At 61.5% G+C, this 20,881-nt stretch carries 20 protein-coding genes; 8 read left to right on the forward strand and 12 right to left on the reverse strand.

All coding sequences use genetic code 11. The features are described from left to right. Positions 1-132: 132 nt before the first annotated feature. Positions 133-1,170, reverse strand: a complete 1,038-nt coding sequence (gene mreB / locus KGA89_RS10760) for a rod shape-determining protein MreB (RefSeq protein ID WP_002555108.1) — start codon at positions 1,168-1,170, stop codon at positions 133-135. A 214-nt stretch (positions 1,171-1,384) separates the two neighbouring features. Between mreB and gatC the strand changes: the two genes are divergently transcribed. The 6 genes from gatC to KGA89_RS10790 all read left to right on the forward strand — a co-directional run bounded on the left by gatC (position 1,385) and on the right by KGA89_RS10790 (position 6,595). Continuing rightward, positions 1,385-1,672, forward strand: coding sequence for an Asp-tRNA(Asn)/Glu-tRNA(Gln) amidotransferase subunit GatC (gene gatC, locus KGA89_RS10765; RefSeq protein WP_003197816.1), 288 nt, complete (start codon positions 1,385-1,387; stop codon positions 1,670-1,672). A 16-nt stretch (positions 1,673-1,688) separates the two neighbouring features. After that, complete coding sequence (gene gatA / locus KGA89_RS10770; RefSeq protein WP_003197814.1) at positions 1,689-3,140, forward strand: Asp-tRNA(Asn)/Glu-tRNA(Gln) amidotransferase subunit GatA; 1,452 nt, start codon at positions 1,689-1,691, stop codon at positions 3,138-3,140. Positions 3,141-3,150: 10 nt separating this feature from the next. Beyond that, positions 3,151-4,596 carry an Asp-tRNA(Asn)/Glu-tRNA(Gln) amidotransferase subunit GatB gene (gene gatB, locus KGA89_RS10775; protein ID WP_003197813.1) on the forward strand — a complete coding sequence of 482 codons (1,446 nt, stop codon included), beginning with the start codon at positions 3,151-3,153 and terminating at the stop codon, positions 4,594-4,596. Between the two features lie 133 nt (positions 4,597-4,729). Then, positions 4,730-5,107: a septal ring lytic transglycosylase RlpA family protein gene (locus KGA89_RS10780; protein WP_214511243.1), complete on the forward strand. Its 378-nt coding sequence runs from the start codon at positions 4,730-4,732 to the stop codon at positions 5,105-5,107. Positions 5,108-5,156: 49 nt separating this feature from the next. Then, entirely contained in the window at positions 5,157-6,218 is a 1,062-nt protein-coding gene (locus KGA89_RS10785) for a calcium/sodium antiporter (protein WP_223471515.1), read from the forward strand. After that, entirely contained in the window at positions 6,215-6,595 is a 381-nt protein-coding gene (locus KGA89_RS10790; protein WP_223471508.1) for a carboxymuconolactone decarboxylase family protein, read from the forward strand. Before KGA89_RS10785 ends, KGA89_RS10790 begins: the two co-directional genes overlap by 4 nt. A gap of 108 nt (positions 6,596-6,703) precedes the next feature. Here KGA89_RS10790 and KGA89_RS10795 read toward each other — a convergent pair whose 3' ends face one another. The 5 genes from KGA89_RS10795 to kdgD form a co-directional block, all read right to left on the reverse strand. Further along, on the reverse strand, positions 6,704-7,645 hold the full coding sequence (locus KGA89_RS10795; RefSeq protein WP_223471509.1) for an AEC family transporter: 942 nt from the start codon (positions 7,643-7,645) through the stop codon (positions 6,704-6,706). A 188-nt stretch (positions 7,646-7,833) separates the two neighbouring features. Next, a complete protein-coding gene (garD, locus tag KGA89_RS10800) occupies positions 7,834-9,387 on the reverse strand; it encodes a galactarate dehydratase (RefSeq protein WP_003197806.1) in 1,554 nt (517 codons plus the stop codon). Between the two features lie 13 nt (positions 9,388-9,400). Beyond that, complete coding sequence (locus KGA89_RS10805; RefSeq protein ID WP_003197804.1) at positions 9,401-10,765, reverse strand: MFS transporter; 1,365 nt, start codon at positions 10,763-10,765, stop codon at positions 9,401-9,403. A gap of 86 nt (positions 10,766-10,851) precedes the next feature. Further along, positions 10,852-12,297: an aldehyde dehydrogenase family protein gene (locus KGA89_RS10810; RefSeq protein ID WP_223471510.1), complete on the reverse strand. Its 1,446-nt coding sequence runs from the start codon at positions 12,295-12,297 to the stop codon at positions 10,852-10,854. A gap of 129 nt (positions 12,298-12,426) precedes the next feature. Next, a complete protein-coding gene (gene kdgD, locus KGA89_RS10815) occupies positions 12,427-13,338 on the reverse strand; it encodes a 5-dehydro-4-deoxyglucarate dehydratase (RefSeq protein ID WP_003177964.1) in 912 nt (303 codons plus the stop codon). Positions 13,339-13,711: 373 nt separating this feature from the next. Between kdgD and KGA89_RS10820 the strand changes: the two genes are divergently transcribed. Further along, entirely contained in the window at positions 13,712-14,068 is a 357-nt protein-coding gene (locus KGA89_RS10820; protein ID WP_100264347.1) for a hypothetical protein, read from the forward strand. A gap of 219 nt (positions 14,069-14,287) precedes the next feature. On the opposite strand, the gene KGA89_RS10825 is transcribed toward KGA89_RS10820, so the two are convergent. From KGA89_RS10825 to KGA89_RS10840, 4 genes are all read right to left on the reverse strand, one after another. Further along, positions 14,288-15,034 carry a FadR/GntR family transcriptional regulator gene (locus KGA89_RS10825; RefSeq protein ID WP_003197797.1) on the reverse strand — a complete coding sequence of 249 codons (747 nt, stop codon included), beginning with the start codon at positions 15,032-15,034 and terminating at the stop codon, positions 14,288-14,290. Between the two features lie 277 nt (positions 15,035-15,311). Beyond that, complete coding sequence (locus KGA89_RS10830) at positions 15,312-17,039, reverse strand: ABC transporter ATP-binding protein/permease (protein ID WP_003197795.1); 1,728 nt, start codon at positions 17,037-17,039, stop codon at positions 15,312-15,314. 98 nt (positions 17,040-17,137) lie between these two features. Then, complete coding sequence (locus tag KGA89_RS10835; RefSeq protein ID WP_003177957.1) at positions 17,138-17,698, reverse strand: response regulator transcription factor; 561 nt, start codon at positions 17,696-17,698, stop codon at positions 17,138-17,140. Further along, complete coding sequence (locus KGA89_RS10840; RefSeq protein ID WP_003197792.1) at positions 17,695-18,954, reverse strand: ATP-binding protein; 1,260 nt, start codon at positions 18,952-18,954, stop codon at positions 17,695-17,697. Before KGA89_RS10840 ends, KGA89_RS10835 begins: the two co-directional genes overlap by 4 nt. Positions 18,955-19,188: 234 nt before the next feature. Between KGA89_RS10840 and KGA89_RS10845 the strand changes: the two genes are divergently transcribed. Beyond that, positions 19,189-19,905, forward strand: a complete 717-nt coding sequence (locus KGA89_RS10845; RefSeq protein WP_003197790.1) for an SIMPL domain-containing protein — start codon at positions 19,189-19,191, stop codon at positions 19,903-19,905. 141 nt (positions 19,906-20,046) lie between these two features. Here the strand turns inward: KGA89_RS10845 and KGA89_RS10850 are convergent, their stop codons facing one another. Together KGA89_RS10850 and KGA89_RS10855 are read right to left on the reverse strand one after the other, a co-directional pair. Continuing rightward, positions 20,047-20,295 (reverse strand): hypothetical protein, encoded by a 249-nt coding sequence (locus KGA89_RS10850; protein WP_223471511.1) that lies wholly within the window; start codon positions 20,293-20,295, stop codon positions 20,047-20,049. Positions 20,296-20,518: 223 nt separating this feature from the next. Further along, the coding region (locus KGA89_RS10855; protein ID WP_317851098.1) for a DUF6124 family protein at positions 20,519-20,881 on the reverse strand (363 nt) is incomplete at its 5' end.

Consider the following 20,881-nt stretch of genomic DNA (forward strand, 5'->3'; position numbering starts at 1 on the left):
CCTCCCAGGCAAATGTTTTCTTTATTCATACGGCATCAAACCGGCCTGGATACGAATGACAGAAGATAAACGCCAACGGGCAGCACTGCAAAGTGCTGCCCGGGAGCGAACAACATAGACGATCCAGCCAACTTATTCGCTGGAGAGCAGGTCCATGGTGTGCTTGTCCATCATTTCCAATGCACGGCCACCGCCGCGGGCAACGCAGGTCAACGGGTCTTCGGCAACGATCACCGGCAGCCCGGTTTCCTGGGCCAGCAGCTTGTCGAGGTCACGCAGCAGCGCGCCACCACCGGTCAGCACCAGGCCGCGCTCGGCGATGTCCGACGCCAGCTCCGGCGGAGACTGCTCCAGGGCGCTCTTGACGGCCTGGACGATGGTCGCCAACGATTCTTGCAGCGCTTCGAGCACTTCGTTGGAGTTGAGGGTAAAGGCCCGAGGAACGCCTTCGGCCAGGTTGCGACCGCGCACGTCGACTTCACGCACTTCACCGCCCGGATAGGCCGTGCCGATTTCCTGCTTGATGCGCTCGGCGGTGGATTCGCCGATCAGGCTGCCGTAGTTGCGACGCACATAAGTGATGATCGCTTCGTCGAAACGGTCGCCGCCCACACGTACGGATTCGGCGTAGACCACACCGTTGAGGGAGATCAGCGCGATTTCAGTGGTGCCACCACCGATGTCGACGACCATCGAGCCGCGGGCTTCTTCCACCGGCAGGCCGGCACCGATGGCAGCAGCCATTGGCTCTTCGATCAGGAACACTTCACGGGCACCGGCGCCGAGGGCCGATTCACGGATAGCGCGTCGCTCTACCTGGGTGGACTTGCATGGAACGCAGATCAGCACACGAGGGCTGGGCTGCAGGAAGCTGTTTTCGTGAACCTTGTTGATGAAGTACTGCAGCATCTTTTCGCAGACGCTGAAGTCGGCGATCACGCCGTCCTTCATTGGGCGAATGGCCGCGATGTTGCCCGGTGTACGGCCCAGCATGCGCTTGGCTTCCGTACCGACAGCCACGACACTTTTCTGGTTACCGTGGGTGCGGATGGCCACGACCGAGGGTTCATTCAGGACGATACCGCGCTCGCGCACGTAAATAAGGGTGTTGGCAGTGCCCAGGTCAATGGAAAGATCGCTGGAAAACATGCCACGCAGTTTCTTGAACATGGGAAAGGGACCCTAGGCAACGCGTGGGTAAAAAAGTGCGGCAAACTCTAACAACGACAGGGATTTTGGGCAAGGCGCCAATATGTTAAATTGGCCGCTTTTCTGTGCACCAAACCCCGAAATCGCGGCCGTAAGACCGTAGAAATGCGGTAGTGTTCCGACAATCTAACACACGGACAGACTACGTCCGTTTTGTTTTCCACTGGAGAATCCCATGGCGCTTGAACGCTCCGACGTGGAAAAAATCGCTCATCTGGCCTGTCTGGGCCTCAATGAAGCCGATCTTCCACACATCACTTCTGCCCTGAACAGCATTCTGGGGCTGGTCGACGAGATGCAGGCGGTCAATACCGACGGTATCGAACCACTGGCACACCCACTGGAAGCCAGCCAGCGCCTGCGCGCCGACGTCGTGACCGAGTCCAATCACCGCGAGGCCTACCAGTCCATCGCACCAGCGGTCGAAAACGGCCTGTACCTGGTTCCGAAAGTCATCGACTAAAGGGAAAGAGCCTCTCATGCATCACATGACCCTGGCCGAGATCGCCCGCGGACTCGCCGATAAAAAGTTTTCTTCCGAAGAGCTGACCCAGGTCCTGCTGGCGCGCATCGCCCAGCTCGATCCGCAGCTCAACAGCTTCATCAGCCTCACCCAGGAGCTGGCCCTGAGCCAGGCCAAGGCCGCCGACGCCCGGCGCGCCAACGGTGAAACCGGCGCCCTGCTCGGTGCGCCGATCGCCCACAAGGACTTGTTCTGCACCCAGGGCATCCGCACCAGCTGCGGCTCGAAGATGCTCGACAACTTCAAGGCGCCGTACGATGCCACCGTGGTCGCCAAGCTGGCCGCCGCCGGCACCGTGACCCTGGGCAAGACCAACATGGACGAATTCGCCATGGGCTCGGCCAACGAGTCGAGCTACTACGGCGCGGTGAAAAACCCGTGGAACCTGGAACACGTACCGGGCGGCTCGTCCGGTGGTTCCGCCGCCGCCGTGGCCGCACGCCTGTTGCCGGCCGCCACCGCCACCGACACCGGCGGCTCGATTCGCCAACCGGCGGCGTTCACCAACCTCACAGGCCTCAAGCCGACCTACGGCCGTGTCTCGCGCTGGGGCATGATCGCCTACGCCTCCAGCCTCGACCAGGGTGGCCCGCTGGCCCGCACCGCCGAAGACTGCGCAATCCTGCTGCAAGGCATGGCCGGCTTCGACCCGAACGACTCCACCAGCATCGATGAGCCAGTGCCGGACTACAGCGCCAGCCTCAACGGCTCGCTGCAGGGCCTGCGCATCGGTGTGCCGAAGGAGTACTTCAGCGCCGGCCTCGACCCACGCATCGCCGAACTGGTCCACAACAGCGTCAAGGAGCTGGAGAAGCTCGGTGCGGTCATCAAGGAAATCAGCCTGCCGAACATGCAGCACGCGATTCCGGCGTACTACGTGATCGCCCCGGCGGAAGCGTCCTCGAACCTGTCGCGTTTCGACGGCGTGCGCTTCGGCTATCGCTGCGAGAACCCGGAAAACCTGATCGACCTGTACAAGCGCTCCCGTGGCGAAGGCTTCGGTGCCGAAGTGCAGCGCCGGATCATGGTCGGCGCCTACGCGCTGTCCGCCGGCTACTACGACGCCTACTACCTCAAGGCGCAGAAAATCCGCCGCCTGGTGAAGAACGACTTCATGGCCGCCTTCAACGAGGTCGACATCATCCTCGGTCCAACCACGCCGAACCCGGCCTGGAAACTCGGTGCCAAGAACAGTGACCCGGTCGCCGAGTACCTGGAAGACGTCTACACCATCACCGCGAACCTCGCCGGCTTGCCGGGCCTGTCCATGCCGGCCGGTTTCGTCGATGGCCTGCCAGTGGGCGTGCAGTTGCTCGCGCCGTATTTCCAGGAAGGCCGCCTGTTGAACGTTGCCCACCAGTATCAGTTGAACACTGACTGGCACACCCGCACCCCAACCGGCTTCTGAGGAGAAACACATGCAATGGGAAGTCGTGATCGGGCTGGAGATTCATACCCAGCTCACCACCCGGTCGAAAATCTTTTCCGGTAGCTCCACCACGTTCGGCTCCGAGCCCAACACCCAGGCCAGCCTGGTCGACCTGGGCATGCCCGGCGTACTGCCGGTGCTCAACGCCGAAGCAGTGCGCATGGCGGTGATGTTCGGCCTGGCGATTGACGCCGAGATCGGCCAGCACAACGTGTTCGCCCGCAAGAACTACTTCTACCCAGACCTGCCCAAGGGTTACCAGATCAGCCAGATGGAATTGCCGATCGTTGGCAAGGGCCACCTGGACATCGCCCTGGAAGACGGCACGGTCAAACGCGTCGGCATCACCCGGGCGCACCTGGAAGAAGACGCCGGCAAGAGCCTGCACGAAGAATTCAACGGCGCCACCGGCATCGACCTGAACCGTGCCGGCACGCCGCTGCTGGAAATCGTTTCCGAGCCGGACATGCGCAGCGCCAAGGAAGCCGTGGCCTACGTCAAGGCGATCCACGCATTGGTGCGCTACCTGGGCATCTGCGACGGCAACATGGCCGAAGGCTCGCTGCGCTGCGACTGCAACGTGTCGATCCGGCCCAAGGGCCAGGTCGAATTCGGCACCCGCTGCGAGATCAAGAACGTCAACTCGTTCCGCTTCATCGAGAAGGCGATCAACAGCGAGATCCAGCGCCAGATCGAACTGATCGAGGACGGTGGCAAGGTCATCCAGCAGACCCGCCTGTACGACCCGAACAAGGACGAGACCCGTCCGATGCGCAGCAAGGAAGAAGCCAACGACTACCGTTACTTCCCCGACCCGGACCTGCTGCCGGTGGTTATCGAGAACTCGTTCCTCGACGAGGTGCGCGCCACCCTGCCGGAACTGCCGCCGCAAAAACGCGAGCGCTTCCAGGCGCAATTCGGGCTGTCGAGCTATGACGCCAACGTCCTGGCCACCAGTCGCGAACAGGCCGATTACTTCGAGAAAGTCGTGAGCATCGGCGGCGACGCCAAGCTGGCGGCCAACTGGGTGATGGTGGAACTGGGCAGCCTGTTGAACAAACAAGGCCTGGAAATCGACCAGTCGCCGGTCTCGGCCGAGCAACTGGGCGGCATGCTGGTGCGGATCAAGGACAACACCATTTCCGGCAAGATCGCCAAGATGGTGTTCGAAGCCATGGCCAATGGCGAGGGCAGCGCCGACGAGATCATCGAGAAGCGCGGCTTGAAGCAGGTCACCGATACCGGCGCCATTTCCGCCGTGCTCGATGAAATGCTCGCGGCCAACGCCGAGCAGGTCGAACAGTACCGTGCGGCAGACGAAGCCAAGCGCGGCAAGATGTTCGGCTTCTTCGTCGGCCAGGCCATGAAAGCCTCCAAGGGCAAGGCCAACCCGCAACAGGTCAACGAACTGCTCAAAAGCAAGCTCGAGGGCTGACTTATCGACGGTGATCGTTCCCACGCTCTGCGTGGGAACGCCTCACTGGACGCTCCGCGTCCGCTTTTTGTGACGCAGAGCGTCACGGGCTGCATTCCCACGCAGAGCGTGGGAACGATCATGGGGTCATCGAATGAAGCGTCTCCTCGGCGCCTGCGCCCTGCTGTCCCTGTTGGCCGGTTGCGCCAGCCAGAGCGGGACGGTCGATCCACACGGCTACGACCAGACCGGCGTCGCCTCTTATTACGGTGCCAGGCACCACGGCAAGCGCACCGCCAGCGGCGAGCGTTTCGACCAGCACAGCCTGACCGCCGCCCATCGCCAGTTGCCGTTCGGCACCCGGGTGAAAGTCACCAACCTGAGCAACAATGACAGCGTAGTGGTGCGCATCAACGACCGTGGCCCATACTCCCGAGGCCGCTTGATCGACGTGTCCCGCGAAGCCGCCGAGCAACTGGGCATGTTGCGCAGCGGCACCGCACGCGTGCGCGTGCAAGCCCTCGACGATTGATAGACGGAGCCCGGCCATTTCCCTACTCACCGCCCTACCGCTGCCCAGCCTGATCGAATTGTTCGGCGCCCTGCTGTTGCTGATCGGCGGCGCCGAACTGCTGGTGCGCGCCGCCGTGGGCCTGGCGGCACGCTTGCAGGTACGACCACTGATCATCGGCCTGAGCGTCGTCGCGTTCGGCAGCAGCGCCCCACAAATGGCCGTCAGCCTGCAGGCAACCCTGGCGCAAAACGCCGACATCGCCGTGGGCAGCGTGATCGGCAGCAGCATCTTCAACATCCTCGTCACCCTCGGGCTGTCGGCGCTGATCATTCCATTGCGCGTCTCGCGCCAATTGGTGCGCCTGGACATTCCGTTGATGATCGGTGCCAGCCTGCTGGTGTTCGTGCTGGCCTGGAATGAGGAACTGACCCGGCTGGACGGAGTATGGCTGCTGGTGGGCCTGGCGGTGTACCTGGGCCTGTTGTTGCGTCAGTCGCGGCACTCGGGACGGCCGCACACGGTGGGTATGGAGGTGACCCAGGGGTCGTGGCCCAGGAGCCTGGCGATGATCGTGCTGGGCTTGGCAATGCTGATTTTCGCCGGGCACCTGTTGCTGGGCGCGGCGGTGGAAGTGGCGACGGACCTGGGGCTTTCGGAGCGCATCATCGGCCTGACCATCGTCGCCGTCAGCACCTCGCTGCCGGAGCTCGCCACCTCGTTGATCGCCGCCCTGCGCGGCCAACGGGACATTGCGGTGGGTAACGTCATCGGCAGCAACCTGTTCAACCTGCTCGGGGTATTGGGGATAACCGCCCTCGCCGCCCCCACGCCACTGTCGGTCTCACCGAATGCCCTGGATTTCGACCTGCCGGTGATGCTCGGCGTGGCGGTGCTGTGCCTGCCGGTGTTCTATTCCGGTTATCGTGTCACCCGCGCCGAGGGCCTGCTGTTGCTGGGGTTGTACCTGGCCTATGGGCTGCACGTGATGTCCTTCACCACCGGCATGCCCCTGGCCGGCCAACTGGAACGGCTGATGCTGTTTTATGTGCTGCCAGCCCTGCTCGCGTTTTTACTGTTCACCTCCCTGCGCGCCTGGCGCCGCCAACACCACAAGAGGGATTTGTCATGACCGACATTCCAAAGACCGGCCTGGACATGCGTCGCCAGGTCATGGGCGACACATTCGTCGACCGCGCCCTGGGCAACGCCACCGAGTTCACCCAGCCATTGCAGGACTTCGTCAACGAACATGCCTGGGGCAGCGTCTGGAGCCGCGAAGGCCTGCCGCTGAAGACCCGCAGCCTGATCACCCTGGCGGCCCTCACCGCCCTCAAGTGCCCGCAGGAACTCAAAGGCCATGTGCGCGGCGCGCTGAATAATGGCTGCACGGTGGAAGAGATTCGAGAGGCATTGCTGCATTGCGCGGTATACGCGGGCGTGCCGGCGGCGATCGACGCGTTTCGGGCGGCGCAGGAAGTGATCGATAGCTATCAGAAACCTGAGTGACCATTGGATCGCTATCGCGAGCAAGCTCGCTCCCACAGATGATTGCGATACACCTGTGGGAGCGAGCCTGCTCGCGATTTGGACCTCAAGAACAGCGCAAACCCAAGGCTAGATCCACCCACCCCACTGCAACACAAAGATCCCCAGGTTGGTGGTAATCGCCGCCATCAGCGTGGTGATGACGATGATCGCCGCCGCCAGTTCATGGTTGCCATCGGCCGCCCGGGCCATGACGTAACTGGCGGCGGCGGTGGGGCTGCCGAAGTACAGGAACAGGATCCCCAACTCCGCCCCGCGAAAGCCCCAGAGCCACGCACCGAGAGTGGCCAGCAGCGGCAGCCCGACCATCTTCACCAGGCTCGAACTCAGGGCCATCTTGCCGCTCTTGCGCAAGGCCGCCAGCGACAGCGTGCCGCCAATGCAGATCAACGCCAGGGGCAAGGTCATTTGCGACAGGTATTTGGCCGAGGTCTCGAACCAGTTTGGCAGGCCGATGTGCCAATAGGCGAACGGCGCGGCGACGATCACGCTGATGATCAGCGGGTTGCTGATCACACTCTTGCAGATGCTCCACGGGTCAGACTTGATCACCGGGCTGTAGACCGCCAGCACGATGGTCGACAAGGTGTTGTAGAACAGGATCACCAGCGCCGCGAGAATCGCCCCCAGGGAAATCCCGTAGTCGCCATACATGCTCGCCGCCAGCGCCAGGCCAATGACCCCGTTGTTGCCGCGAAACGCACCCTGGGTATAGATACCGCGATCCTCGCGCGGGCAGCGCCAGATCGCCCAGCCCCAGGCCATGGCGAAACTTACCAGGGTGGCGACGGAGAAATAGATCAGCAGGTCGGGCTGCAACGCCGCATGCAGGTCGGCATGGAGGATGCCGAGAAACAACAGCGCCGGCATGGTGACGTTGAACACCAGGGACGAGGCGATGTGGATGAAGTTATCGTTGATCCAGTTGATGCGCTTGAGCAACACCCCCAAAAACAGCATGGCAAACACCGGCGCGGTGATGTTCAGGGTTTCGAGGAAAATTGCCAGCATGCCGGGGGACCTTGAGAGGGTGTCGTTAGGTGGCTAATGATAAGCCACTTTCCCACTGATCGTTCCCACGCTCTGCGTGGGAATGCAGCCAGGGACGCTCCGCGTCCCAAGATCCGAACGCGGAGCGTCCGCAGAGGCATTCCCACGCGGAACGTGGGAACGATCAATCTCCGGCGATCACGAAATCATCAGGTGATCGGTGCAGGGTTGAACAACGTGATGTCGTTGTACAACTTGTGCCGCTCGGCCCAGGTCTGTTTCTTGCCGCTGGCCACGTCCAGGTAGTAGTGGAACAGCTCCCAACCCAACTCTTCGATGGTCGCGCGTCCGGTGGCGATCCGGCCGGCGTCGATGTCGATCAGGTCCGGCCAGCGTTGGGCCAGTTCGGTGCGGGTCGAGACCTTCACCACCGGAGCCATCGCCAAGCCGTACGGCGTGCCACGACCGGTGGTGAACACGTGCAGGTTCATCCCCGCCGCCAGTTGCAACGTACCGCAGACAAAGTCACTGGCCGGCGTGGCGCAGAAGATCAGGCCCTTTTGCTTGAAGCGCTCGCCCGGACCCAGCACGCCATTGATCGCGCTGCTGCCGGATTTGACGATCGAGCCCAGGGATTTTTCGACGATGTTCGACAGCCCGCCCTTCTTGTTGCCCGGCGTGGTGTTGGCACTGCGATCGGCCTCGCCCTTGGCCAGGTAGCGGTCGTACCAGTCCATTTCACGCACCAGTTCCTGGGCGACCTCCTGGGTTTGTGCCCGAGAGGTCAGCAAGTAGATCGCATCGCGCACTTCGGTGACCTCGGAGAACATCACCGTCGCCCCGGCCCGTAGCAGCAGGTCCGAGGCGTAGCCCAGCGCCGGGTTGGCGGTGATGCCTGAAAACGCATCGCTGCCACCACATTGCATGCCCAGGATCAGCTCCGAAGCCGGTACGGTTTCGCGGCGGCGCTGGTCGAGTTTCTTCAGGCGGGTCTCGGCCAGTTCCATGATCTGCTCGATCATTTCGGTGAAACCGTGACTGGAATCCTGCAAGCGATACAACCAAGGCTCGCTGAGGTCCACCGAGCTGTCGCCCTCATGCATCACCTGCCCGGCCTGCAATTTCTCGCAACCCAGGCTGATCACCAGCGCCTCGCCCCCCAGGTTCGGGTTACGTGCCAGGTTGCGCACGGTACGGATCGGGATGTAGGCATCGGTGGCAGTGATCGCCACGCCGCAGCCGTAGCTGTGGGTCAGCGCCACCACGTCATCGACGTTCGGGTACTTGGGCAGCAACTCGTCCTTGATGCGCTTGACTGCATGGTCCAGCACCCCGGTCACGCACTGCACCGTGGTGGTGATGCCCAGGATATTGCGCGTGCCGACGGTACCGTCGGCGTTGCGATAACCCTCGAAGGTGTAGCCCTCCAGCGGCGCATCGGCCACCGGCACATCAGTGGACAGCGGCAGGCTGTCCAGCGGTGGCGCGGTCGGCATGCGCAACTGGTCTTCCTTGACCCAGCTGCCACGAGGGATCGGTTGCAGCGCATAGCCGATGACCTGGCCATAGCGAATCACCTCGCCTCCCTCGGGAATGTCCACCAGGGTGACCTTGTGGCTCTGCGGCACAAAGTCCACAGTGACCAGGCCGTCCGGGAACTCGGTCCCGGCCGGTACACCCTGGTCATTGACGACGATCACTACGTTGTCCCGCTCATGCAAGCGGATGTAACGCGGCGAATCGGCATGTTCAATCAGTTGCATTGACGCCGCTCCTTCAGGATTTTGCTTCAGACAGGCTGGAGATGTCGGCATCCTTGGCCGTTGGTTCCTTGAGCACGACACGCTTGATCGGCCCCACAATGACCAGGTAGCTGAACACCGCCACCAGCGCGTTGCAACCGACAAACACCAGCGCCCATTTGAACGAACCGGTGGCGCTGATGATGTAGCCGATGACGATTGGCGTGGTGATCGATGCCAGGTTGCCGAAGGTGTTGAACAGGCCACCGCTCAAGCCGGCGATCTGTTTTGGCGACGTATCGGAGACCACGGCCCAGCCCAGTGCGCCGACGCCTTTACCGAAGAAGGCCAGGGCCATGAAGCCCACCACCATCCATTCGATGTCGACGTAGTTGCACGCCACGATGCTGCTGGACACCAGCAGGCCGGCGATGATCGGTGCCTTGCGGGCGAAGGTCAGCGAGTGGCCCTTGCGCAGCAGGTAATCGGAAATCACCCCGCCGAGGACGCCGCCGATGAAACCGCAGATCGCTGGCAAGGACGCGATGAAACCGGCCTTGAGGATGGTCATGCCGCGTTCCTGCACCAGGTATACCGGGAACCAGGTCAGGAAGAAGTAGGTGATGCCGTTGATGCAGTACTGGCCCAGGTAAACGCCGAGCATCATGCGGTTGGTCAGCAGTTGGCGGATGTAATCCCACTTCGGACCGTCGGTTTTCTTGTCCTTGCCCTTGTCCTGGTCCATATCGACCATCGCACCATTGGCGGCGATGTGATTGAACTCGGCCTCGTTGATCATCGGGTGCTGACGCGGGCTGTGGATCACTTTCAGCCAGATCAGCGAGAACACGATGCCGATCACGCCCATCACGATGAACACATGCTGCCAGCCGAAGCGATAGACGATCCAACCCATCAGCGGCGCGAACAGCACCGTGGCGAAGTATTGCGCCGAGTTGAAAATCGCCGAGGCGGTGCCGCGTTCTGCGGTGGGGAACCAGGCGGCGACGATACGTGCGTTGCCCGGGAAGGACGGCGCCTCGGCCAGACCGACCATAAAGCGCAGCATGAACAGTGCAACCACGGCCGTGGACATGCCGAATTCACCGACATAGCCTTGCAGCACGGTGAACAGCGACCAGGTGAAAATGCTCAAGGCATAGATTTTTTTCGAGCCGAAACGGTCGAGTAGCCAGCCGCCAGGAATCTGCCCGGCCACGTAGGCCCAACCGAAAGCGGAGAAGATATAACCGAGGGTGACGGCGTCGATGCCGAGGTCTTTTTGCAGGCTGGAGCCTGCGATGGCGATAGTAGCGCGGTCGGCATAGTTGATCGTCGTCACCAGGAACAGCATGAGCAGGATCAAATAGCGGACGTGAGTCGGCTTGGTCGCTTGCATGTAGAGGTACTCCCACTATTTATTTTTATGCGGGTCAGCAGATTGTACGACCGGGGCTGGAAATCCAGCCCCGGCCGGTGTTGCGTTTACGAACCGATGTAAGAGGTCTTCACCACGGTGTAGAACTCTTGCGCGTAGCGACCTTGCTCACGCGAACCATAGGACGAGCCTTTGCGTCCGCCGAACGGCACGTGGTAATCCACGCCAGCCGTCGGCAGGTTGACCATCACCATGCCCGCCTGGGAATGGCGCTTGAAGTGGTTGGCATACTTCAACGAGGTGGTGGCGATACCGGCGGACAGACCGAACTCGGTGTCGTTGGCCATCGCCAGCGCCGCATCGTAGTCGGCCACGCGCACGACGTTGGCCACCGGGCCGAAGATCTCTTCGCGGCTGATGCGCATCGAGGCTTCGCTGTCGGCGAACAGGGTCGGCGCCAGGAAGTAACCTTCCGTGTCGCACGTCACCAGGCCACCGCCACTGACCAACCGAGCACCTTCGCTCTGGCCGATGTCGATGTACTTCAAGTCCTGGCTGAGCTGGGCTTCGGAAACCACCGGACCGATATCGGTGCCGGCCTTCAATGCATGGCCAACCTTGATCGACTGCATGCGCTCGGCCATGGCCTCGACGAACTTGTCATGGATGCCGGCGGTGACGATCAGGCGACTCGAGGCCGTGCAGCGCTGGCCGGTGGAGTAGAACGCACTCTGCACCGCCAGTTCGACGGCCTGCTTGAGGTCGGCGTCGTCGAGGATGATCTGCGGGTTCTTGCCGCCCATTTCCAACTGCACCTTGGCCTGGCGCGACACGCAGTTGACGGCGATCTGCCGCCCCACGCCCACCGAACCGGTAAAGCTGATGCCGTCGACTTTCGGGCTGTTGACCAGGACTTCGCCGACCACACGGCCGCTGCCCATCACCAGGTTGAACGCACCGGCCGGGAAACCGGCGCGGGAAATGATCTCGGCCAGGGCCCAGGCGCAGCCCGGTACCAACTCGGCGGGTTTGATCACCACGCAGTTGCCGTAGGCCAGGGCCGGGGCAATTTTCCACGCGGGAATGGCGATCGGGAAGTTCCACGGGGTGATCAGGCCGACCACACCGAGGGCTTCACGGGTGACTTCAACGTTGACGCCTGGGCGCACCGACGGCACGTAATCACCCGACAGGCGCAGGCATTCACCGGCGAAGAACTTGAAAATGTTACCGGCTCGGGTCACTTCACCGATGGCTTCGGGCAGGGTCTTGCCCTCTTCCCGGGCCAGCAGTTGGCCAAGTTCTTCACGGCGGGCGAGGATTTCGCTGCCGACTTTGTCCAGCGCATCATGACGGGCCTGGATGCCCGAGGTCGACCAGGCCGGGAACGCGGCGCGCGCGGCTTCGATGGCGGCATTGACTTGCGCTGCGTCAGCCTTGGCGTATTCACCGATGACATCGGACAAGTCAGACGGGTTGATGTTGGTGCAATAGTCAGCACCGGCCACCCACTGACCGTTGATGTAGTTATCGAAACGCTTTGAATCTGCCACGGAGCTACTCCTTCTACAAAAGCTGTCTAGGAACGCAGAGCGTCCCTGGCTGCATTCCCACGCGATGCGTGGGAGCGATCAAGCCATACGCAAAAAGCCGCTGATTGCTCAGCGGCCTTATCGGGTCTGTTACTGCTTGCCTTGCTTGTCGATCAGCGCGGCCAGTGCTTCGTATTCTTCTGGCAACAGGTCGGTCAGCGGCGTGCGCACAGGACCTGCGTCATAGCCCACGATCTTCGCGCCGGCCTTGACGATGCTCACTGCGTAACCGGCCTTGCGGTTGCGGATGTCCAGGTATGGCAGGAAGAAGTCGTCGATGATCTTGCCGACGGTTTCGTGATCGTCGCGGGCAATGGCGTGGTAGAAATCCATCGCGGTTTTCGGAATGAAGTTGAACACCGCCGAGGAGTAGACCGGCACGCCCAGGGCCTTGTAGGCCGCGGCATAGACTTCAGCGGTCGGCAGCCCGCCCAGGTAGCTGAAGCGATCGCCGAGGCGGCGACGGATCGACACCATCAGTTCGATATCGCCCAGGCCATCCTTGTAGCCGATCAGGTTCGGGCAGCGCTCGGCCAGTTGTTCCAGCAAAGTGGCATTCAGGCGGCAGACGTTGCGGTTGTACACCACCACGCCGATCTTCACCGATTTGCACACGGCTTCAACGTGAGCGGCAACACCGTCCTGGCTGGCTTCGGTCAGGTAATGCGGCAACAGCAACAGACCCTTGGCACCCAGACGCTCGGCTTCTTGAGCGTATTCGATGGCCTGGCGAGTGGCACCGCCAACACCGGCAAGAATTGGCACGCTGGTGGCGCAGGTATCGACGGCGGTCTTGATGACCTGGGAATACTCGCTGGCGGCCAGGGAGAAGAATTCACCGGTGCCGCCCGCTGCGAACAATGCAGAGGCGCCATACGGGGCCAGCCACTCGAGGCGCTTGATGTAGCTGTCGCGATTGAAATCGCCTTGAGCAGTGAAATCGGTGACCGGGAACGACAGCAGGCCAGACGAGAGGATGGACTTCAGTTCTTGTGGATTCATTATTCGAACACCCTGGACGCAAAATGATGTGTTGTAGGAAACGGTTCAGCTTCACGTGAAGTTGTAGGTCATCGTACAACTTAAAATATGAACGTCAACTGCATTTCGTCTTTTGTCGGGTGTCGAGGTTGAGGCGCTTGTCGCAGGACCTTGTAAATCGGGCCTTTGAGCAGGATGGAAAAGACAGATAAAAGTTGCCGACCGAGCACTAGGACCGCTCATCGCCACTGTCAACTCTGTCAGTAGGCGTCGTCACGACAAGGGGGCATAACCCAGGCATGGCCGTGTCATGCCCGGCTGTAGTCCTTTTCTCAATCTTTCAAGTGAGTCGCCCGTACGCAACGATCAGGGCTGCCTCACAGGGAGTGACATCATGGCGAAGAGCTATGCAAAACCGACGCTCAAGGACTTTCCAGCCACTGGGGAAGTCACGATCAGCTTGTCAAAGGTAAAGACGTTGAGCGTGAAGATTCCGGATGCAGCTTTTGAACCGTACTCGAACGCCCGACTGACTCTGGGCGTCGGCTCGACGTCTCCAACTCCGGTAGGTGCGTTTACACCGCTGACCGAGGGCGAGGAAGGTACGCCCTGCAAGGATGTGACAATGACGCTAACCAATGCCGACTTGACAGCTTACATCGACAAATTGGTTGAGCTTCGTTACGAGGTTAGCTACGAGAGCTGGGATCCCGATATATCCGAGCCGCAAATGTTGCGGATCAAGGCGTAGTAGCCATCTCCTTGCGTTTGTCGGCTGGTAAGCGAGCAGCAACGCAGTATCTGTGTGGCGAGGGGATTTATCCCGCTGGGGTGCGCAGCAGCCCTGAAACCGACACCCCGGCGTGTCTGATTGAATGAATTGTCGCCTCAAGGGGTTGCTGCGCAACCCAGCGGGGATAAATCCCCTCGCCACAGGAACAGTGACTCACCTCATCTCAACTGACAGCAGCTAGCCCTGCGCCTGCGCCTCTTCATGGGCCTGGCGCAGCCGCTCGCGGCTGTTGGTCAGATGCAAACGCATGGCCGCACGGGCCGCCTCGGAGTCCTGGCGGGCGATGGCGTCGTAGATCTCCTCGTGCTCGCGGCTCAGGCGGTTCATGTAGCGCTGCTGGTCATCGTGGGCCAAACGCGCCGAGTTCACCCGGGTACGCGGAATGATGCTGGTACCCAGGTGAGTCATGATGTCGGTGAAGTAGCGGTTGCCGGTGGACAGGGCGATTTCCAGGTGGAAGGCGAAGTCCGAGGCCACCGCATCGCTGGCGTGGGCGGCGCTTTCGTTCAAGGCGTCGAGGGCGGCGCGCATGGCGGCCAGTTGCTCGTCGCTGCGGCGCTGCGCCGCCAACCCGGCGGATTCCACTTCCAGGCTGATGCGCAACTCCAGGATCGCCAGCACATCACGCAAGGTGACCACGGTGGCCGGGTCGATGCGAAAACCGCTGGGGCTCGGCGTGTCCAGCACGAAAGTGCCGATGCCATGGCGGGTTTCCACCTGGCCGGCCGCCTGCAAACGGGAAATCGCCTCGCGCACCACGGTACGGCTGACGCCATGGGCTTCCATGATCGCCGACTCGGTGGGCAATTTATCGCCACGCTTGAGCAGGCCGTCGCGAATCTGCTCGGTCAACACCGTCACCAGCTCCTGCGCCAGGCTGCGGCGCTTGCGGGGAAAGCGTGGTACTTCGATCGGGTTTTCCATGGGGTTGTGTCTCGGTAAACGGCTGAATGGCAACATCATAGCGCAACGTGGTTGTACGATCACCGTGGGTGCAGCGGCGAGACTGGTGCTGAGACCGATTCGCCTCCATCGCGAGCAGGCTCGCTCCCACACTAGAGCGGTTGCGTGCATTTGCATCCGGCTCACCACAAAACCCCTGTGGGAGCGAGCTTGCTCGCGATGGCGGTGGGTCAGCCACATCAATATCAACTGATACACCGCTATCGCGAGCAAGCTCGCTCCCACAGGTTTTGGGTGTTTATGCTGTCACGGTGCGCTCCACCAGTTGGCCATTTTCGATACGCACATGTCGCGGATGGAAACGTTTCAAACTGCTTCGGTGGCCGACGCTGACAATGCTCAGGCCCGGCAACTGGTCGATCAGCGCCTGGTACAGCGTCGCCTCGTCTTCTTCATCCATCGCCGACGTGGCTTCGTCCATGTACAACCATTGCGGTGCATAAAGCAATGCGCGGGCAAAGGCCAGGCGTTGTTGCTCGCCGGGCGAGAGCATGCGCTGCCAGTGGTTGCTTTCATCCAGCCGCGGGATCAGGTGCGGCAGGCGGCAGGTTTCCAGCACCTGGGCATAACGTTCGTTGGGATAGATATCGCCGGCCTGTGGATAACTCAATACCTCACGCAGGCTGCCAATCGGTAGATAAGGCTTCTGCGGCAGGAACAGGTAACGCGCGGCCGGAAGCCGGATCGTCCCGTGCCCTGCCGGCCACAAATGCCCCATCGCCCGCAGCAGGGTCGATTTGCCGCTGCCTGAACGGCCACTGAGCATCACCCGTTCGCCCGGCTCCACGGTCATGTCGGCGTTATCGAGCAGATGGCGACCGTCGGCCAGGTCCAGCCCCAAGTGATGAACCTTCAACCCATCGCCCTGGTTTTGCACATCGATGGCCGGCACACGGTCTTCGTTGTCGCTCATGGCCTGGCGGAAACTCAGCAGACGATCGCAGGTGGCGCGCCACGCGGCGAGGTCGGCATAAGCACTGATGAACCAGCTGAAATTCTCCTGCACATTGCCGAACGCCGAGTTGATCTGCATGAGCTCGCCCAGCTGGATCTTGCCGGCAAAGTAGCGCGGTGCAGCGACGATGAACGGGAAGATGATCGCGATCTGGCCGTAGCCGGAGGTGAAGAACGTCAGGCGCTTGGACACTCGCATGATGTCCCAGAAATTATGCCAGACCAGGCCGAAACGCCCGCTCAGGCGACGGTTCTCGTTCGGTTCACCGTTGTACAGCGCAATGCTCTCGGCGTTTTCACGCACCCGTACCATGGAAAAGCGCAGGTCGGCTTCGAAGCGTTGCTGGTTGTTGTTCAGACCGATCAGGCGTCGGCCGATCAAGTGCGTCAGCCAACTGCCCACCGCCGCATACACCAGCGCGCACCAGAACATGTAGCCCGGGATGGTGTAGCCGAACACTTCGATGCTGCCTGACACGCCCCACAAAATGATCGAGAACGACACCAGGCTGACCACAGTGCGCAGCAATCCCAAGCCCAGGCTCAGGGTGTTGGTAGTGAAACTGTTGAGGTCTTCGGAAATCCGCTGGTCCGGGTTATCGGTATAACCGCCCTGCTCCAGCCGGTAGTAATTCTTGTCACCGAGCCAGCGGGCGAAATGCTGCTCGGTGAGCCAGGCCCGCCAGCGGATGGTGAGCATCTGCGTGAGGTACAAGCGGTATACCGCGCCCAGGATCGCCACCGCCGCGATGCCGCAGAAATACAGGATCAACTGCCAGAACGCCGCGCTGTCCTTCTCTTGCAGGGCGTTGTAGAAATCCTTGTACCAACTGTTGATCCACACCGAGATCGCCACGCTGAACAGCGAGAGTGCGATGACGGCGATCAACAGCGTCCAGGCCTTGCCCTTCTCCTCACTGCGCCAGTACGGCGTGGTCATTTGCCAGACACGGCGGAAAAACTGCCCGCGCACCGCGTCATTGACCGCGGAATATTCAGCGTTCTGATTCATGGTTAAGGCTCTATAAAAAAAAGAACAGACTCGGGCCGATCATATAGAGCAACGACCCGATGTGTCGCGGGGGTGGACAACACCTGTTCAGCGCAGGTTCAGCGACGCACGGGACGCTTTTGCAATTTGCGCTGCAAAGTCCGCCGGTGCATGCCCAAGGCGCGAGCCGTGGCGGAGATATTGCCTTCGTGTTCGGTCAGCACCCGCTGGATGTGCTCCCATTGCAGGCGATCCACCGACATGGGGTTTTCCGGCACCAGGGTGTCGAGGTCAGCGTGCTCGGACAACAGCGCCGCCAGTACATCATCGGCGTCCGCCGGTTTGCACAGGTAATTGCAGGCACCGCGCTTGATAGCCTCGACTGCGGTGGCGATGCTCGAATAACCGGTGAGGATCACCACGCGCATCTCCGGATCCAGCTCCAGCAGCTTGGGCAGCAGTACCAAGCCCGAATCGCCGTCCATTTTCAGGTCCAGGGCGGCGTAGTCCGGCAGATCGGCCTGGGCAATGGTCAGGCCTTCTTCGGCAGAACCTGCGGTGCTGACGCGAAAACCGCGGCGGGACATGGCGCGGGCCATGACGCGGGTAAACGTGGCGTCGTCATCTACCAGCAACAGGTGCGGCAGCTCTTCGCCGTCGACTTGGATCTCGTCACTCATGTTTCGTCTCCTCGGTCGGCATGGGGCAGGCGCAGCTCGGTGAGCGTGCCGCCTTCCTCATGGGGGTAGAGTTTCACCGAGCCGCCGGCGCGTGTCACGCTGGCTTTGCTCAAAAACAGGCCCAGGCCGAAACCTTTGCCCTTGGTGGTATAGAACGGCTTGCCGATCTGCTCGGCAATCGCCAGCGGCACACCGGCGCCGTGGTCGCGAATACTGATGGTCAGCTCATAGGCATTCCAGTCCAACGCCACTTCCAGCCCTTCGGGGCAAGCGTCGGCGGCGTTGTTCAGCAGGTTCAGCAGCGCCTGGGTCAGGTCCGGCGGCGGTGCCATGCGTGGCACCGGGCCCTGGCCCAGGCGCTGGAAGCGATAACTGGCTTCCGGGCGCATCAGGTGCCAGCGGTTCAACGCCTCATCGAGCCAGTCGGTGACATCTTGCATGTCGATGGCCAGCCGACGATTGGCCTCGGCGGCGCGCACCAGGTACTGCAGGGTCTCCTTGCACAGCTTGACCTGGTCCTGCAGCACGCTGAGGTCCTCCTGCAACGCCGGGTCGTGGTGATCCTGGCGCATCTCCTTGAGCAGCACACTCATGGTCGCCAGCGGCGTGCCCAACTCATGGGCGGCGCCAGCGGCCTGGGTCGCCACGGCCAGCAATTGCTCGTCGCGCAGGCCCTCTTCACGGCGGATGGCCCGCAATTCTTCCTGGCGACGCAGCTCCTCGGCCATGCGCGCGGCAAAAAACGTGATGACCGCCGCGGCCAGGGCGAAACTCAGCCACATGCCGTAGATCTGCAGGTTTTCCCGGGCGATGGGGAAGGTTTCCAGCGGGTAGAACCGCGCCAGCAGCAAGGTGTACAGCGCCAGGGCGATACCAGACAGGATCAACGAAAAGCGCCACGGCAACGTCACCGCGGCGATGGTCAGCGGCACCAGGTAATAAGAGACGAAAGGGTTGGTGGAACCGCCGGAGAAATACAGCAGCGCGCTGTGGATAAACAGGTCGCCGGCCAGCTGTACGGCGTATTCCAGCTCAGTTACCGGCCACGAGGTGCGCAGGCGAATCGCCGTCAGCGCGCAGAGCACGCTGGAACAGACCAGGGTGATCGCCAATTGCAGCCAGGGCAGCGGCAGCAGGTTGAACCAATAGGCGAGCCCCACCGAGCCGGCCTGGGCCGCCAGGACCAGGATGCGGATGAATGTCAGGCGCCAGAGGTTCTGGCGAGAGGCGGATGTCATTTGCAAAGGGGCGAGCATGAGCTCTCCTGATGAGCGCTCCAGGCGAATCGCACGGAGTATAACCAAGGCGCGGCTTGCAGCGGCAGATATGCGGCAAAGCGCCACAGCCTCGAAATGACACACCCCCTGTCAATTGGACTCATGCACATCTGTATAGAAGTTGTAACTGTGCGAACCCACCCATAAAAGCTAGAGTCTTAACGTTCACGCAGGCCCGGACCTCACCCCTGCGCACCATCCCAAGGAGCTTTCATGCACACGTTCCGTCGCCCCGCCGCCCTGCTCGCCCTCAGCCTCGGCACCGCCGCCAGCCTGCCGGCCCTGGCCGCCGATGAGCTGCACTACAACCAGATTTCCCTGCGCGCCGAAGCCAGCCAGGAAGTGGCCCGCGACCTGATGATCGTCACCCTCTACACCGAGGAGCAGAACACCGACCCGGCCAAACTCGCCGCCGCCGTCAGCACCACGCTGAACAAAGCCATCGGCCAGGCCAAAGAGGTCAAGGACATCAATCTGCGCCAGGGCAGCCGCAACAGCTACCCGATCTACGACAACAAAGGCGGGAAAATCACCGGCTGGCGTGAGCGCGCGGAACTGCGCCTGGAAAGCGCCGACTTCGCCGCCCTGTCCAAACTCACCGGCGAACTGCTGGGTGACATGAAAATGGCCGGCATGGACTTCGCCATCGCCACCGCCACCCGCAAAACCAGCGAAGACGCCCTGCTCAAGGACGCCGTCAACGCCTTCAAGGCCCGCGCCCAACTGGCCACCGACGCCCTGGGCGGCAAGGGTTACAAAATCGTCAACCTGAACTTCAATACCAACGGTTATCCACAACCGTACATGCGCCCGCAGATGATGATGAAAGCCGCGTCCATGGATGCTGAGTCGGTGACGCCGGAAGTTGAAGCGGGCACCAGCCAGGTGACGATGACGGCGGATGGGGTGGTTGAGGTGTTGATGCAGTAACCCGCCCGATCGTTCCCACGCTCCGCGTGGGAATGCCTCCACGGACGCTCCGCGTTCGGCCTTGGAAAGGGACGCGGAGCGTCCCGGGCTGCATTTCCACGCTGTAGCGTGGGAACGATCATCAAACTGTCTGCCACGTTTTTACTTCAGCAAAAGCACAGCTGCCTGCGCGAGTTGGGTGAGCAACTCAATATCTTGCCCATCGCGAGCGCCATCCTCGTTCAGATCAGTTTTTATACCCACCTTGTCGTAGCACCCATCCTTCAGCGAGGAAGAGACAAACGTATCGAGGTAACACTGTTCGCCCCGATAAAACTTGAGGCGAACCTCAGGATTATCATCACGATCAAGATCTTTAAGTGATATGCGGATTTCGTTAGCGGCCATCATCGAACCTCATCCGTTAAGTTAGATCGGTACGGCATTGCTGCTTTGAATAAAGCACGCCCGTATCCAGCATCCTAACCACGCCCCCGAGATCGTCTACTGTCAGAGCTGACAGGTGGATGCCCATACAAGCCGAACCAGAAGGAAACCCGTGGCGAGGAGATTTATCCCCTCGCCACAGATGCGTCCAACTTGAGTTGATGGATCGGACGCATCTTCCCTCCGGCTACACTTCGGCTGGGCTGGCCGGCGCTTCAAGCTGATCCAGCGCCTTGTCCACCAGCAACTGGCACAACTCCACCAACTGATGAATCCCCAACGCCACGCTGCGCCGCGTGCCCTCCACTTCGAAAGCCAGGTCCTCGGCCATGGCTTTTATCGAAGCCAGGGTTTCGGAGGTGCTGGTCAGTAGTGTGTCGGCGTCAGCTTTGGCGGTGACAGAAAACAGGCTGTCGATGCGCTGATCGGTGCTTGATTCTGGAGGCTTTGGGTTGAGGTAATGATTGAGGGCACGCTCGGCGGCGGCGCGGTCTTTGAGCAGGTCTTCGATGGAGTCGAAGCCGGAAAGGGGGTGGGTTTTGTTGAAGGG

The organism is Pseudomonas sp. A-RE-22 (assembly GCF_019956035.1).
Lineage (GTDB): Bacteria > Pseudomonadota > Gammaproteobacteria > Pseudomonadales > Pseudomonadaceae > Aquipseudomonas > Aquipseudomonas brassicacearum.

What these genes read in the sequence shown, in the direction of transcription:
- mreB (WP_002555108.1), bottom strand. Translation starts at nt 1,170, where the DNA reads ATGTTCAAGAAACTGCGTGGCATGTTTTCCAGCGATCTTTCCATTGAC.
- gatC (WP_003197816.1), top strand. Translation starts at nt 1,385, where the DNA reads ATGGCGCTTGAACGCTCCGACGTGGAAAAAATCGCTCATCTGGCCTGT.
- gatA (WP_003197814.1), top strand. Translation starts at nt 1,689, where the DNA reads ATGCATCACATGACCCTGGCCGAGATCGCCCGCGGACTCGCCGATAAA.
- gatB (WP_003197813.1), top strand. Translation starts at nt 3,151, where the DNA reads ATGCAATGGGAAGTCGTGATCGGGCTGGAGATTCATACCCAGCTCACC.
- KGA89_RS10780 (WP_214511243.1), top strand. Translation starts at nt 4,730, where the DNA reads ATGAAGCGTCTCCTCGGCGCCTGCGCCCTGCTGTCCCTGTTGGCCGGT.
- KGA89_RS10790 (WP_223471508.1), top strand. Translation starts at nt 6,215, where the DNA reads ATGACCGACATTCCAAAGACCGGCCTGGACATGCGTCGCCAGGTCATG.
- KGA89_RS10795 (WP_223471509.1), bottom strand. Translation starts at nt 7,645, where the DNA reads ATGCTGGCAATTTTCCTCGAAACCCTGAACATCACCGCGCCGGTGTTT.
- garD (WP_003197806.1), bottom strand. Translation starts at nt 9,387, where the DNA reads ATGCAACTGATTGAACATGCCGATTCGCCGCGTTACATCCGCTTGCAT.
- KGA89_RS10805 (WP_003197804.1), bottom strand. Translation starts at nt 10,765, where the DNA reads ATGCAAGCGACCAAGCCGACTCACGTCCGCTATTTGATCCTGCTCATG.
- kdgD (WP_003177964.1), bottom strand. Translation starts at nt 13,338, where the DNA reads ATGAATCCACAAGAACTGAAGTCCATCCTCTCGTCTGGCCTGCTGTCG.
- KGA89_RS10820 (WP_100264347.1), top strand. Translation starts at nt 13,712, where the DNA reads ATGGCGAAGAGCTATGCAAAACCGACGCTCAAGGACTTTCCAGCCACT.
- KGA89_RS10825 (WP_003197797.1), bottom strand. Translation starts at nt 15,034, where the DNA reads ATGGAAAACCCGATCGAAGTACCACGCTTTCCCCGCAAGCGCCGCAGC.
- KGA89_RS10830 (WP_003197795.1), bottom strand. Translation starts at nt 17,039, where the DNA reads ATGAATCAGAACGCTGAATATTCCGCGGTCAATGACGCGGTGCGCGGG.
- KGA89_RS10835 (WP_003177957.1), bottom strand. Translation starts at nt 17,698, where the DNA reads ATGAGTGACGAGATCCAAGTCGACGGCGAAGAGCTGCCGCACCTGTTG.
- KGA89_RS10840 (WP_003197792.1), bottom strand. Translation starts at nt 18,954, where the DNA reads ATGCTCGCCCCTTTGCAAATGACATCCGCCTCTCGCCAGAACCTCTGG.
- KGA89_RS10845 (WP_003197790.1), top strand. Translation starts at nt 19,189, where the DNA reads ATGCACACGTTCCGTCGCCCCGCCGCCCTGCTCGCCCTCAGCCTCGGC.
- KGA89_RS10850 (WP_223471511.1), bottom strand. Translation starts at nt 20,295, where the DNA reads ATGATGGCCGCTAACGAAATCCGCATATCACTTAAAGATCTTGATCGT.